Raw genomic sequence first — 14,589 nt, forward strand, 5'->3', positions numbered from 1 at the left:
GGGCTTCATTGTTATTTGCTATTGTTACTAAATAGGATTTCCAGATGTTTTTCTTTGTTACCAGCAATGTCAGAGTAGTGTATATGTTTTTCATTAATAATAAAATCGTATGAAAGATCTTTGTTGTCTCTTCTTGTTAGTGTTATCGCTGTAAGTATTAGGGAAGTGAGAAGTTTTTCGTTTATTGTGAAGTTTGTGTGTCCGTCACCGCCAAATATAATTTCTTGTGAAAAATTTAGTCCTTTAGAAAATTCTGCTTCGTGTATTAAAGGGCATCTTGCAAATTTGTATATGCAGTCTTCAAAAGATATCGATCCTGATTCTGAAGTAAATATAACACTGCATTGAGGGTGTGCTTTTATGTGTCCATCAGATATTATTGCAAAAATAGTGTCTTTGTTGTCTGAAAGTAATTTTTTAAATCTTTTTCCTGGTTTAGCAATTTGAGGGTAGGTTTTCTTTGCAATTCCTTCAAGCGCGGTAAATATATGAAGAAATGATTGTAGAATATTTTCATTATTTGCTTCAATTATTGAAGAGTTGATAAATTTTGAAATATTATTCATTTTTAAATTATTAATTTTGTAGGTTTTTAGTTTTCAGTATTTATATTATAGTTATTTTTCTGTGCTTTATTTTTGATGACTCTTTTGTATCTAAAAATTTATAAGAGCGTTAGAGGTACTTCCATTTAGCACCCTTCCCGCTCCATGTATCCACCCCCATGCTCCTTACGGATGGACTTCCATACTGCCGGATCATTGACCGGGGCAAACCATTCGCTCTTGTTTAACCATTCCGCTAGATCAAAAGACGCTGTAACGCCGCAATCCCACGTTACCCGAACAACATAAGGCCGCACGGCTTTAATGGTCGTAATGGCCGGAATAGTCTGCATTTCTCTTGTCCTTCTGGTGCATTCAGCAAAGCCCTGACATGCTGACTTGGCTTGCCTTACGCAGAAATCCCGAGAATCTACACAAAACTCTCAATAAACATCCTTACCCCATCCTCCAGCATCTGAACCGCCAGAAACACGAGGATAAGCCCCATAAGCCTTTCTGCTGCCCTCATGCCGCGCTTGCCGAGATATTTGATAAGCGCGGGCGCACTGAGCATGATGACAAATGCCGCGCTCCACGCCGCAAGTATGCCCAGCAACACGTTGGGCGACCCAACCCAGCCGGGATGGGTGCTCTGCGCCTTATGCGCATACAGCATAACCGCCGCCAGCAGGGAAGGTCCGGCTATGAGGGGCACGGCAATGGGAACGATGAAGGGGTCGCGGTCCAGCTCCGTTACGCCCTCCGACTGGGGGAACACCATCTTGATGGCTATCATGAACAGGATGAACCCGCCGGAAAGCCGCAGGGTGGACTGATGGATATTCAGGATGCCCAGCAGCCATTCGCCCAGATAATGGAACATGAAAATGATGACCAGCGCGAAGAGCAGTTCGCGCATGAGAATGCGCTGCTGCTTGCGCGGCGAATGCTCGCTGAGCATGGGCAGGCACATGGCGGCGTTGCCTATGGGGTCCATGATGAGGAAGAGGGGCAGCGCGATTTCGAATATAGCCCTGAGGCTTGTGCCTTCCATGCCTTACATCTCCATATAGGTGGCGGACTGGGCTGCCTTTTCCGATACGGTAACGGCATGCACGCGCACACCGTTTGCTGCCTCATGGTCCGCAAGACGCTGCGCGAGATGGCGGTAGATGAACCGGGCGAGGTTTTCTGACGACGGGTTCTGCGTATCAAAGGGCGGAACCTCGTTGAGCATCTTGTGATCCAGCAGTTCCAGCACGGCCTTGAGTTCCTGCTTGAGCACCTTGAAGTCGAGAACGATTTCCGTGTCCGGGGTGAGGGTCTGGCCCTCTACCACGGCTTCCACGGCAAAGTTGTGCCCGTGCATGTTCTCGCACTTGCCGCAATAGTTGCGCAGGGCATGGGCGGCGGCAAAGTCTGACCGCACCGTGAGACGCCATATTCCTTTAGCCATGAATGGCTCCTTTCCAGTTGGTGAAGTCTTTTTCAAACGCGGGGCCGGGCAGAATGGCATATTGCTCATCCACGCTGAAGAAGGCGTGGGTGCCGTTTATATGCACGCACACCTGCACGGGCACGGGCCCCTGATGCCTGCGCAGAATATCGCGCAGGGTGGCCAGCGACTGGCGGGTAAGGCCCACTGCGGGCAGGTCCAGCGTGGTGGGGTCGCCGTTGCTGAAACAGGCCTCTGCCAGCGGCTGCACCTTTTCCGCCAGCAGCTTTATTTCCTTTATAGCGTCCTCGTCTTCTTCTGCCTGTTCGTTATCATCTTTGGATTTCTGTTCCGCAACCTTGGCGGTGAGCAGCAGCGGCTGGTCGGAATGGTAGAGTTCGCGGCCTTCCGTATACGCTTCGGGGAAGATGATCAACTCGCCGGAGGCGGTGAGGTCTTCTATCTCCACAAAGGCCATCTTGCTGCCTTTTTTGGTGATGTGCTCCTTCAGCGCGGTGATGAGCACGGCGCATTTGACCTCCATGCCGGGAGAGAGGTCGGCGCATTCTTCCAGCGGGGTGAGCTGCAGGCGCAGCATTTCGCGGCGGTAGGGCTGCAACGGGTGGCTGGTGAGGTAGAAGCCCAGGGCTTCTTTCTCGAACTTCAGCTTCATCTCGTCCGACCATTCCTCCATGGTCTGTTCTTCGCAATCGAAGCCGATGCCGGGGCAGACTTGCGGCTCTTCCTTGATCATGGTGAACAGGGAAACCTGATTGGAATCTTTTTCGCGGGCCTTTTTCTGGGCGCGGGCGACGACGTTGTCCAGCGAGGCGAACATGCCCTGCCGCGAGCAGCCGAGGCAGTCTACCGCACCGCCCTTGATGAGGCTTTCCAGCACGCGCTTGGTAACCTTGCGGGTGTTTACGCGGCAGCACAGGTCGAGCAGCGAGGCAAAGGGACCGTCTGCCTCGCGCGATTCCACTATTTCGCGGATGGCTTCATCGCCCACGTTCTTTATGCCGCCGAGTCCGTAAATCACCTTGCCGTCGTGCACGGTGAAGCGGCGCAGCGAGGCCTGCACGTTTGCCTGCAACACCTCTATGCCCATGTCGCGGCAGGCGGCGACATATTTGAGGATTTTTGCCTGATTGCCCATTTCCGAGGTCATGAGTGCGGCCATGAACTCCGCCGGGTGGTGCACCTTGAGGTAGGCTGTCCAGTAGGAGATGAGCGCGTAGGCGGCTGAGTGGGATTTGTTGAAGCCGTAAGCCGCGAACTGCTCCATCAAATCGAAGATTTCGTTGGCCTTTGTCTCGTCTATACCGTTTTGGGCCGCGCCCTGTACAAACTTGCCGCGTTCCTGCGCCATGGCCTCCGGGTTCTTTTTGCCCATGGCGCGGCGGAGCAGGTCTGCACCGCCAAGGGTGTAGCTGCCCACTATCTGGGCAATCTGCATGACCTGTTCCTGATAGACGATAACCCCGTAGGTGGGCTTGAGGCAGTCTTCCAGCGTGGGCAGCGGGTAGATGACCGGGACCTGCCCGTGCTTGCGCTTGATGAATTCGTCCACCATGCCGGAGTTGAGCGGACCGGGACGGTAGAGGGCCAGCATGGCGATGATGTCGTCGAAGCAGGTGGGCTTGAGCATGCGCAGATAGGTGCGCATGCCGGAGCTTTCTACCTGAAAGATGCCGTCGGTATCGCCGCGCTGGTAGAGTTCGTAGGTGGGCCAGTCGTCAAAGGGCAGGGTGTCCAGATTGGGCGGGGTCTTGCCTGTGAGGGCTATGTTGTCCAGCGCGTCCTGTATGACGGTCATGGTGCGCAGGCCGAGGAAGTCGAACTTGACCAGTCCCACCGCCTCAACCTTTTTCATGTCGTACTGGGTAACCATGCCGCCTTTTTTATCTTTGTAGAGGGGCAGGTAGTCGGTCATGGGGCGGTCTGACATGACCACGCCCGCAGCATGGGTGGAGGCGTGGCGGCATAGCCCCTCAAGGCGCATGGAAATATCCAGCAGTTTCCGTACCGTGGGGTCTGTGCGGTACAGTTCCGCCAACTCCGGCTCCGCATCCAGCGCCTTGCGGATGGTCATGTTCAGGTCTTCGGGGATGAGCTTGGAGATGCGGTCGCCTTCCTGAAACGACAGGCCCTGCGCCCGCGCCACGTCGCGCACCACGGCCTTGGCCTTCATTTTTCCGAAGGTGGTTATCTGGGCCACCTTGTCTTCGCCGTAGCGAAGCTGGGTGTAGCGGATGACCTCGCCGCGCCTGCGTTCGCAGAAGTCCACGTCTATATCGGGCATGGACACGCGTTCACTGTTCAGAAAACGTTCGAACAGCAGGTCGTAGGGTATGGGGTCCAGGTTGGTGATGCGCAGTGCCCACGCCACCAGCGAACCGGCGGCGGAACCACGCCCCGGACCCACGGGAATTCCGTTGTCCTTGGCCCAGTTGATGAAGTCCTGCACGATGAGGAAGTAGGCGGGAAAGCCCATCTGGTTAATGACGTTCAGCTCGTAGTGCAGCCGGTTCCAGTAGGCTTCTTCGTCCACGGGGTAGGGGATGGTCTCCAGACGCCTGCGCAGGCCTTCTTCCGAAAGACGGGTGAATTCATCCGCCATGGAAACGCCTTCCGGCAGGTCATACACCGGGAAATAGTTGTTGCCGAGATCCAGCGTAAGATCGATCTGCTCTGCTATGCGTACGGTGTTTTCAATGGCCTGAGGCACGTGGGCAAAGGCTTTTTCCATCTCTTCCGGCGACTTGTAATACAGCTCCGTGGTGTCGAAGCGCATGCGCTTTTCGTCCGTGACCTTGGCCCCGGTCTGGATGCAGAGGAGGGTGTCGTGGGCTTCCACGTCGCTGGCGTTCAGGTAGTGGCAGTCGTTGGTTGCCACCAGCGGCAGGCCGGTGCGTTCTGAAAGCTCTATGAGCTTTTTATTCAGTTCGTCCTGTTCCTTTATGCCGTTATCCTGCAATTCCAGATAGAAGCGGCCGGGAAAGATATCGGCATAGATGCCTGCCAGTTCCTCTGCCCGTTCCATGCCCTCGTTCAGAAGGGCACGGGGTATCTCGCCTGCAAGGCAGGCTGACAGGGCGATGAGCCCTTCGCTGTATTCGCGCAGCATGTCGCGGCTGACGCGCGGCTTGTAGTGGAAGCCCTCTGTGAACCCGCGTGTGACCAGACGGCACAGGTTGTGGTAGCCTGTGTCGTTCTGCGCCAGCAGGATGAGGTGGTAGCGCCTGCGGGCGTTTTCGCTGGTGCGGTCGGTGTGGTCGCCGTGGGCCACATACACCTCGCAGCCGATGATGGGTTTAAGGCCCATCTTCTGTGCCATGGTGTAGAAGTAGACCGCGCCGAACATGTTGCCGTGGTCGGTGATGGCAACGGCGGGCATGCCGAAGTCCTTGGCCTTGGCGCAGAGGTCTTCCAGACGGATGGCTCCGTCCAGCAGGCTGTATTCCGTATGGCAGTGAAGATGTACGAAGTCTGGCATGGTATGTTTCGCGGGCAGAGGTTGATAATCGAACCTGTGTACCAGAAGTGGCCCATGCCCACAACCTTGAGGGTGCAGCAAAGTGGTAACATGCTGAAAAACAGGAGTTTCTTTGCCTTTCGGATCCAGGAGGGGCGAGCTTGCGCCGGAGCGGCCCTTCACGTACAACGTGAGCCGGAACAACCAGACAGCGCAAGGAGGATGGCGTGTCCCGAATAGTATCTGTTTTTATCGCCGTGGCGGGGGTATTTCTGGCGGCAGGCGCAGCACTTGCCACGGAGCAGGCTCCCGTGGATCCGGGGCTGGAGAAGTTGGCCACATTTTTTCACACCAAGTGGGGTCAGTACTTTCTTATTTTTATCTTTTTTTCGTTTATCATCCTGTATCTGCGCACGCTGTTCGGACCGCGCGGTTTGTTCCGTGACAAACGCTGGGATGAACTGAACGAGGAGATGCGCCAGAAGGAAGCCCTGCTGCGTGAGGAGCACCTTGCACGCGAGATACAGCTGGGGCAGCAGGGTGTGGGCGCGTATGATTTTCCCCGCACGGGTGCGTCAAGCAGAGTGGGCGACGCGGCGGGGGACAAGAGCACTCCTGATGCAAAGAGTGCCGCAGGCGGGCCTGACCCGCAGAAAAAGGCAGCCGGAGTAACCGGCAACGGTGCGTAACGGTCATGCCGCTGAAGGCAAATGGCAAGACGACTGGCGAGACGACTGGCAAGACATTGGGCAGAGCTGCGTCCAACGCTGCTGACGCGCAGCCCATACAGCCAGAACAGCCAGAACTGCCCGAGAAACCGGAGCAGGAAACTTGCCGGTGCGACTCTCCGCTGCCGGACATAGCCGCGCACGAGGCGTGGTTTACCGCGTGGAGCGCAACCTTTCTTACCGACTGCGAAGCGGACAACCGCTACATAGAACTCAAACGCAAGCATACCCTGCGGGTGCTGGACAACGCCCGCGCCATACTCTGCACGCTGCGCCCGGAGCCGGAAACAGCCCGTGCGGCTCTGCTGGCGGCCCTGTATCATGATGTGGGCCGTTTTCCGCAGTACGCGCAATACCGTACCTTCAGCGACCAGCGTTCCGTAAACCACGGGCTGCTGGGCTGCCGCACGCTGCTGCGCGAGGGGGCATTGAACCCGGAAACCCCGCAGATACGGGGGCGGGTGGCCGCCGCCGTGGCCATGCACAACCGGTTTCGCGTTCCGGGCGGCATATCGCCTGTTCTGCGGTTCATTACCGACGTGGTGCGCGACAGCGACAAGCTGGACATCTTTCCCGTCATGGTTTCCACCTTTACCCGCGACGGTTCTGAAAACGATGTGGTGACGCTGCATCTGGAGGACAGGAAAGACGCGTGGTCGCAACCTTTAGTGGATGCCGTGCGGCACAGGCGTTTGGCAAGCTACCGTGACATGCGCTATGTGAACGATTTCAAACTGCTGCTGGGATCGTGGGTGTTTGAGCTGAATTTTGACGCCAGCCGCAGCCTGCTGCAGGAGAGGGGGCTTGTGGAGGCCCTGCTGGCCACGTGGCCGGAGATGCCGGATGGTGAGGAGTTGAAGGGGGCTGTGAGAGCAGCCCTTGCAGGCCGTTGAAAAATGGCAATCTGCGGCGTTGCTGCGAAGGAATCAGACCTTCGCGTATGTCCGTATACGCTTCAGTCCTGATTCCTTCTTGCGCCTTGCATCTGACCATTTTTGAACGGCCTGCGGGTATCCGGTGTTTCGGCAGTCCGGGCCGGGGCGAGAGGCGGAGCCGTTGAAAAATGGCAATCTGCGGCGTTGCTGCGAAGGAATCAGACCTTCGCGTATGTCCGTATACGCTTCAGTCCTGATTCCTTCTTGCGCCTTGCATCTTACCATTTTTGAACGGCCTGCGGGTATCCGGTGTTTCGGCAGTCCGGGCCGGGGCGAGAGGCGGAACCGTTGAAAAATGGCAATCTGCGGCGTTGTGCTGCTATACTGTGGAAATACGCGGGGTGCGTGACTTGTAGGGGATGAGAAAGCCCAGCGTCATGTCCATGGTCACGGCGTGGGGCAGGTTTTTGGCGAGGAAGCTGCGGGGCGATTTGGCCATGAGCACGGGGTCTTCCACCTCCATGTGCGTGCAGAAAAGCTCTCCCCAGTTGGTCACGTAGGTTACGGCCACTTCCTTGTGCACGGAGGTATCCCTGCGCAGGGTGAAGTTGAAGGCGCAGTGGGCCTTGAGTACCTTTTCGCTGCGCAACGTCTCTTCGGCATCCGTTTCCAGCAGCTTGTGCGGAAAAAATTCGTACAACCCCTGCAACAGGGCGGAAACATCCTGTGCCGCGATGGGGGACATGGTCATGTCCACCTCCACATGCATGTCCGGGTGGTAGATGCCGTTTACCACCAGCCAGATCATGAGCCTTACCGGCTCCGCTTCCGCTTTGAGTTCCACGAATGATTCCCGCCGTGAGGCGACCCCCTGCGGCAGACCCATGGCGATCCATTTCTTGCGCTTGCCGGGGGTGGTGTCTTTTCTGAACATCAGTTCGCGGATGGTTCTGCCCATGCTGTTGACAAAGGGCAGGCGTTCCACCTTGTCCTTGCGTGGGGCGAAGGCGGCAAAGATTTTCCGGCCCAGCCGGGTGATGTCTTCCGGAGATATGCGCGCGGCAATGCGCTTGGCCTCCAGTTGCTGCTGCAGGGCCGTGTAGGAGCGCAGGAAAAAAGAGTTAAGGCTGTCGCCCAGTGCCTTGGCCTGTTCGTAGCCCTGCGGTTTGAGCTGCGCACCGGAACCGTAGAGTTCCTGCAGCGCACGGTTGCGCAGGGTTGTGAGCAGGGCGTTGTCCTGCGCCTTCAGCGTGGGGTCGTGCAGCTTGGCGGTGAAGGCTGTCTGGAGCAGGGCGGCCGATTCCTTGTTGCCGCAGGCGTGGTAGTGCTCCTGCAGGGTGCGCATGAGGGTGACGTAGGGGTCTGTTTTCAGCAGCGAGCGGTTACCGCTTACGATGTGCTGCTTGATGGTTTCGCAGAGCAGTATGTCGTCTTTGGAGGTGATGTATGCCTCCAGAATGCCCAGCTTCATCACCGATTTGAAGGGGTTTTTGAACGCCTTTACAATCTGCCAGAGCGCTGCGCCGAAGTATTCTTCCGGCGGAATGGTCTCCAGAATGCCGAAATCCACAAGGCAGTCGCCCACACGGAAGGGCAGCGAGGCAAACTGCTCCAGCAGGGCGGCGTGGGCGGCGCGGTCTGCCCGGGCGGGCATGGCCCACCATGCGAGGTCGCGCCCGCACACCTTGAGCGCGGTGCGATAGAATTCTTCTTTCAGCAGCAGAGCCTGTGCGGAACCTGAACTTTCTTTGTCCGAGATGCCGAAGTCGTTGCCGATGATGGCGTTGCGGTTCATGACAAAGAAGGTTGTTTCCAGCCCGAAGGTTTCCTGCGCCCAGCGGGAGATGGACTCCAGCTTGTCGGAAAGGGCGGCGGCAGCCTTGGGCGTGAAGGTCTGCGGGTCCAGACTGATCCAGTAGTCTATGTCCGAGTCGCCTGTCATGGCGATGGAGCCCACGCTGCCTATGGTATAGATGGCGTCTGCCGTGAGCGGAGCATCTGCCCCGGTTTGCGGCTGCATTTCTTCCGTCGGGTTAAAGCCGAACAGGTTGCGTGCAATCTGCAGGGTTTCGTGCGTGGGGGCGTAGCCTGAGATGACGCACAGCGGCCACCGGGATTTGGGCGCGTGACGTGTTTCGAAAAGCCGGGTCTGCAGCAGCAGGGGCAGCAGAATGAAAAAATCCGTGCGGCGTTGTTCCAGTGTGGCGCGCACAAGGTTGGTGCGCTGGCTGTTCTGGCGCAGGAAGCGGTAGCGGGAGCGGATAACGCCCCTGAACCGCAAAACCTGCTGGAGCACGTGCTCTGCCAATGCCTCGGCCGTGCGGCACCACTTGGGCACGGCGGCGGGGGGAATGGACGTTGCCAATTCCATAAGGGCATTGAACCGTTCGTGCTCGGCGGACATGAGCAGGTGCGGCTCATCGCTCAGGGTCTGCCGGAAGGCGCAGCGGGAGTAGTTGCCCGCCAGCGAGAAGGTGTGTTCCGTTTTGCTGCGCTCCAGATGCGTATGGCTGAAGGTGCACTCCGCAAAGGTGCATCCCCGCAGGGTACAGCCGAAGAACAGAGCCCGCGTGAAATCTGTTGTCTGGAAATGGCTGCTTGTCAGCTGCACACGGGAGAAGCTGGTTTCCCAGAAGACACACTCGTCTGTCCATGTTTCGTGCAGTGTGCAGGAGTGCAGGTGTGCGTCTGTGAACAGCACCTGCCGTGCGGAGCATGCGGTGAAGGTGCAGCGGACAAGGTCTGCACTTGTGGCGTCTGTATCTTTGAAGGCACAGTTTTCAAATTCGCAGGAATCAAGCGTGGTTCCTGAAAAATCGCATTGCTCAAACCGGCAGTCAGTGAAGAGGATGCTGACAAGTGCGGCTTCCGCGAAGGAGACGTTGCGGAACAGGCAGCCGGTGAAGGAAAAATTGACGAGGGAGGCGGACGCGAAGCTGGAATCGGCGATTTCGCGGCCGGACAGTTCCTGCTCGGTAAGCCATGCGTCCTGCGCGTTCAGGTCGGTGATACGTCCGGTGCGGGCAGCCGCCTGCGCGAAGGCTTCTTCCGGGTTGTGCCTGCGGCGTGCGAAGAAGGCGGCACTCTCCTGCCGGGCGTGTTTGCGGGGGGCGCGCGGAGTGCGCAGCGAGCCGGGACGGGGGTCTATGTAGCGGTTCTTGCGGCAGGTTTGCACAAATTGTCGCAGGGCGGCGGAGGCTTCTTCCGGCAGTGCTCTGACCAGATGCGGCGCACTGGAAAGAGAGTGGGAAACAAGGTCCTGCGCCCCGGACATGAACAGGTGCAGCAGGTAGCCAAGGGCATCTTGCCGCAGCTTGGGCGGCATGCTGTTCAGAAATTCACTGAACTGTTCCGGCGAAAGGTAGAGCAGGGCAGGGTAGAAGAGATTGCGATCCCGCGTGAACTTGCGCAGTACCGCCAAAAAAATGGTGGTAAGGTTGGGCACGTTCAAGACCACCATGGTGAACAGGGCGTCTTTGCGGATGGCGGGCTGGGGGTGCTGGGCAAGCTGCACCAGCGTTCTGAGCAGATCTGGGGCCACCGGATACGGCGGATTGGTGCGGATGGCCTGCAGCAGCAGGCTGATACGCTGGTCGTCATCCGAGAGCAGCGCCTTGATCAGCGTGCCCGCGCCGGGAGCCACCTCCAGCACGCACAGGGCCGTTGCTGCCTGAATGGCCAGTTCGGGCCGAGGGGGCGCATCCACTAGGGCCAGACATTGCTGCGCGGTGCGTATGTTCCTGAGGCATTCCGCGATCTGCAGGTTCAGCACTCTTCTGGCCTTGTGCAGGCGTTCCAGAAAGGCCAGCAGTTCTGCGAAGGACCACATGGGAGATTGTTCAAGCAGGCTCAGGCACCACGTTTCCTGCGGGGTGCCCGCCAGCTTGCCCGTGGCGGTGCCGGTTCTGAGTATTTCGTGCGCCAGCAGCAGCCGATGGCGCAGAGGCAGGCTGTTCAGCGTGGGTTCGCACGCGGCAAAGGGCGATATGCCGGAAATATGGCGTATGGCGTGGCTCCAGCAGCAGGCGGGCATGTCCAGCCAGAAGCGCAGAAAAAGGCCGCCCATGGCTGCTGCGGAATCCTGTACTGCCATCTCGCGCACGGCAAGAGCCATTGGCACAGCCTGCGCCGGAGAGTAGCCCTGTCCGGACTCGAAGTCGGCAACGGCCCGTGCGGACTCTTCCAGCAGGGCCTTCAGTTGGGCCGGGGCTTCCGTCACGCGGTCCCGCGCCTGCCGTATGCGGGCGAGCAGGTCGTCCAGTGTGGGCGTGGTGTGCTGCATGGTTGGGGTATGTGTCCGGGTATTTCCTGCTGTCGGTTCCGGGAAAAGAGCGTTGCTCCGTCCTATGTGCTGCGTGTTTCTGCTTCCGGCAGGCCCAGATTCTTTCCTGTGCTCCGCAGAAATCATGGGAGTCTTAACAGGCGCTTGGCCTGTCTGACGTTCACGGGGGACCGGGAACAGGGAAAAGCCAATGAGAGCGTAGCTTCACCGGCCTGTCTCATACATGATAATGAGCGGTACAGGCCCCCTTGTAATCTATACGGCCCTGCGGCATGAATGGTCAAGGGTGCGGACCTGTTACCGGAAACGGAGTATGCCGGGGCTTTGCATCGGCGGGGTTTTCGTATACTGCTCATGGGCGGTTTGAAGGTGTGGACGGCTTGTTTGCCGTTTGTGACGGGGATATGCGGCGGAACGGCCCGCCGCAAGGCGGACGCAGGAGGCGCGATGAAGCTGGCGTGTGTGGAGACAAGCAGGACAAGGGACATAAAGCCCTTTTATGTAATGGATGTGCTGGAGCGGGCGCACGCCATGGCCCGTGAAGGGGTGGACGTGGTGCATCTGCAGGTGGGCGAACCGGACTTTGACGTGCCGCTGCCTGTGCGGGACGCCGTGTGCCGGGCCATGTATGACGGGCGCACCCATTACACGCACTCCATGGGCACGCCGGACCTGCGCGAAGCCATTGCGGAAGATTATCACACACGCTACGGAGTGGAGGTTTCGCCCGAACGTATCGTGGTGACCAACGGCACGTCTCCCGCCATGTCGCTGCTGTTCGGCGCGCTGCTGGAACAGGGGGACGAAATCATCATCTCCGACCCGCATTACGCCTGTTATCCCAGTTTTATCACCTTTCACGGTGGTGTGCCGGTTAAGGTACCTGTGCTGGAGGAAGACGGCTTTCAGTACCGTTCGGAAGCCATCCGGGAGCGCATGACGGAGCGCACCAAGGCCATTTTCATCAACTCGCCTTCCAATCCTACGGGCAACCTGCTTTCGCCCCAGCGCATGCGCAGAATCTGCGAGATGGGCGTGCCTGTCATCTCCGACGAGATTTATCACGGTCTGGTGTATGAGGGAGAAGAACACTCCATTCTTGAGTATACAGACAACGCCTTTGTTTTTAACGGATTTTCCAAGCTGTATGCCATGACGGGGCTGCGGCTGGGCTATCTCATTGCACCCGCACAGTGTATGCGCACCCTGAACAAGCTGTGCCAGAACTTTTTCATTTCGCCCAACGCCGTTTCCCAGTGTGCGGGCATTGCCGCCCTGCGCGACTGCGGGCGCGAAGTGGCGAAGATGAAACTGGTGTACAATGAGCGGCGCAAGTTCATGATCCGCCGCCTGCGGGAGATAGGGTTTGGCATTACGGTGGAGCCGACCGGTGCGTTCTATGTGCTGGGCAACGCCCGCCATTGGTCCATGGATTCCTACAAATTCGCCTTCGAGATTCTGGAACACGCCCATGTGGGGGTGACGCCGGGGATCGATTTCGGACAGGGAGCCGAGGGATATATCCGTTTCTCCTACGCCAACTCGCTGGAAAACATAAACGAGGGCATGAACAGGCTGGAGGCATTTATCCGTGAACGCTACGGCGATGTCCGGGCTCCGGGCAGGTAGCGGAGGCGGGGATGGCGGCGCATGCGGACGAATATGCCCGGTTTGCCGCGTACTATGATGCGCTGCTGAATCCTTTTCTGGACCGGGTGCGCGAACGTGTGGCCCGTATCTGCCGCGGGCACGGAGCGGCGCGGGTGGTGGATGTGTGCTGCGGTACGGCGCGACAGGCCGTTTTTCTGCAGAGGCACGGCATTGCCTGCGTGGGGGCCGACCTTTCCTTTTCCATGCTGAAGGCAGGTGCGGGGCCAGATAAAAGCGCGTGCGAACAGACTGACGCGCGGGCGTGTATGGGACCGGATACGCGCACGCCGGGACGGGCAGCGGCGGGAGAGCCTGCGCGGGATGGTGCAGGTTCCGGCAAACGTCTGCCCGGGCTTGTTCTTGCAGATGCCGTCCGCCTGCCCTTTGCGGACAATGCTTTTGACGCCGCCCTGCTCAGCTTTGCCCTGCACGAGAAGCCCCGGGGCACTGCCCACGCCATTTTTGCCGAAGCCCTGCGCGTTGCCCCGCTGTGCATCATAACGGATTACACCATGGCGGAGCGCAATCTGGAACTGCCCGGACAATGGCTCATGGCGGTGCCGGAACGGCTAGTGGGCGGGGAACACTGGCGCAACTATCGGATGTTCATGCAGTCCGGGGCTGTGCAGGGATTGCTGTTCCGCACTTCCGGCGTGCGGTTGCTGCACCGTGAGCACCTGTTTATGGGCGGAGCGGGTATCTTTGTGCTGGAGAGGGAAGAAGCCGGGCAGGAGCCTGCGCTGCAATGAGCCCCTTGCGGCATCGCGCGATTTCATACCCTCTGGCGTAGCGCCGTAGGCACACCTTGTCAGGCTGCGCTGCCGTTTGTTCCGTCAGCGTATGGTGGGGCAGGTGCCGCCGCGCAGTTGCTGGTACAGGTCCATGCAGTCGCGGGCCATGAAGTCCGGCTGTTCTGCCGCCAGCAGCCCGTGCGGTGTGCTGCCGCTGGCAACCCCCGCCGTAAGGGTGCCGCCCGCCTTGCCCGTGGCAATATCCATAGGATGGTCGCCCACCATCAGGCTCCGTTCCGGCGGAGTGCCCGTGTGCGCAAGCGCGCGCAGGAGGTGGTCCGGGTGCGGCTTGACCTGCGGAACATCTTCCCGCGTGAGCAGGCAGGCGCAGTAGTCCAGCACGTCCGGAAAGACGGCGAGTACCGCTTTGCGGCAGTTGCGGGTGATAACCGCCGTGGCGATGCCATCTTCCCGCAAGGCGTCAAGCATGGCCCGTGTCCACGGGAACAGGGCACCTTTACCTGCCGCATCCACCTCCACATCCTCAATGGCCTGACGCGCGTTGCGCAGCATATTATCCGCCGTGACGGGGCAGATCCGGGCCATGTGTCTGTGGGCGGTTTCCAGCCATTCCAGCATGGGGCGTCCGTCATCGGCGGGCAGCGTGGGGGACATGCCGGAAGCGAAGGGATGCGCCGTTCGTGCTGATCGGTCCGCAACGGCGCGGGCTGCGTGCATGGCCCGCTGGCGCATGACGCCGAAGTCCAGCGTCAGGTGGGCAAGGGTGCCGTCAAAATCAAAAATCATCGCTTGCACGCAGGTCTTCATTTGTCGTATCCCTTCCGGAACAATCAGAAAAATTTCTTCG

Annotated in this window: 10 protein-coding genes; 4 read left to right on the forward strand and 6 right to left on the reverse strand. The window is 58.7% G+C overall.

Annotation, left to right across the window (positions count from 1 at the left end):
* Positions 1 to 11: 11 nt before the first annotated feature.
* The 4 genes from HUV26_RS10955 to dnaE form a co-directional block, all read right to left on the reverse strand.
* On the reverse strand, positions 12 to 566 hold the full coding sequence (locus tag HUV26_RS10955; RefSeq protein ID WP_174410129.1) for an Rv1289 family protein: 555 nt from the start codon (positions 564 to 566) through the stop codon (positions 12 to 14).
* A gap of 409 nt (positions 567 to 975) precedes the next feature.
* Positions 976 to 1,599 carry a MarC family protein gene (locus tag HUV26_RS10960; protein ID WP_174410130.1) on the reverse strand — a complete coding sequence of 208 codons (624 nt, stop codon included), beginning with the start codon at positions 1,597 to 1,599 and terminating at the stop codon, positions 976 to 978.
* 3 nt (positions 1,600 to 1,602) lie between these two features.
* Positions 1,603 to 2,001: a 6-carboxytetrahydropterin synthase QueD gene (gene queD, locus HUV26_RS10965; RefSeq protein ID WP_174410131.1), complete on the reverse strand. Its 399-nt coding sequence runs from the start codon at positions 1,999 to 2,001 to the stop codon at positions 1,603 to 1,605.
* On the reverse strand, positions 1,994 to 5,476 hold the full coding sequence (gene dnaE / locus HUV26_RS10970) for a DNA polymerase III subunit alpha (RefSeq protein WP_174410132.1): 3,483 nt from the start codon (positions 5,474 to 5,476) through the stop codon (positions 1,994 to 1,996). Before dnaE ends, queD begins: the two co-directional genes overlap by 8 nt.
* Positions 5,477 to 5,682: 206 nt before the next feature.
* On the opposite strand from dnaE, the gene HUV26_RS10975 reads away from it, so the two are divergent.
* Entirely contained in the window at positions 5,683 to 6,144 is a 462-nt protein-coding gene (locus tag HUV26_RS10975) for a hypothetical protein (protein WP_174410133.1), read from the forward strand.
* Positions 6,145 to 6,149: 5 nt separating this feature from the next.
* Positions 6,150 to 7,076 carry an HD domain-containing protein gene (locus tag HUV26_RS10980; RefSeq protein ID WP_174410134.1) on the forward strand — a complete coding sequence of 309 codons (927 nt, stop codon included), beginning with the start codon at positions 6,150 to 6,152 and terminating at the stop codon, positions 7,074 to 7,076.
* A gap of 361 nt (positions 7,077 to 7,437) precedes the next feature.
* Here HUV26_RS10980 and HUV26_RS10985 read toward each other — a convergent pair whose 3' ends face one another.
* Positions 7,438 to 11,340, reverse strand: coding sequence for a class I adenylate cyclase domain-containing protein (locus HUV26_RS10985; protein WP_174410135.1), 3,903 nt, complete (start codon positions 11,338 to 11,340; stop codon positions 7,438 to 7,440).
* Positions 11,341 to 11,787: 447 nt separating this feature from the next.
* Between HUV26_RS10985 and HUV26_RS10990 the strand changes: the two genes are divergently transcribed.
* A complete protein-coding gene (locus HUV26_RS10990; protein WP_174410136.1) occupies positions 11,788 to 12,969 on the forward strand; it encodes a pyridoxal phosphate-dependent aminotransferase in 1,182 nt (393 codons plus the stop codon).
* An 11-nt stretch (positions 12,970 to 12,980) separates the two neighbouring features.
* Complete coding sequence (locus HUV26_RS10995; RefSeq protein ID WP_174410137.1) at positions 12,981 to 13,739, forward strand: class I SAM-dependent methyltransferase; 759 nt, start codon at positions 12,981 to 12,983, stop codon at positions 13,737 to 13,739.
* Positions 13,740 to 13,823: 84 nt separating this feature from the next.
* On the opposite strand, the gene HUV26_RS11000 is transcribed toward HUV26_RS10995, so the two are convergent.
* On the reverse strand, positions 13,824 to 14,549 hold the full coding sequence (locus tag HUV26_RS11000) for an HAD family hydrolase (RefSeq protein WP_243451351.1): 726 nt from the start codon (positions 14,547 to 14,549) through the stop codon (positions 13,824 to 13,826).
* Positions 14,550 to 14,589: the final 40 nt, after the last annotated feature.

It is taken from the genome of Desulfovibrio psychrotolerans (assembly GCF_013340305.1).
GTDB classification, from domain to species: Bacteria; Desulfobacterota; Desulfovibrionia; order Desulfovibrionales; family Desulfovibrionaceae; genus Halodesulfovibrio; species Halodesulfovibrio psychrotolerans.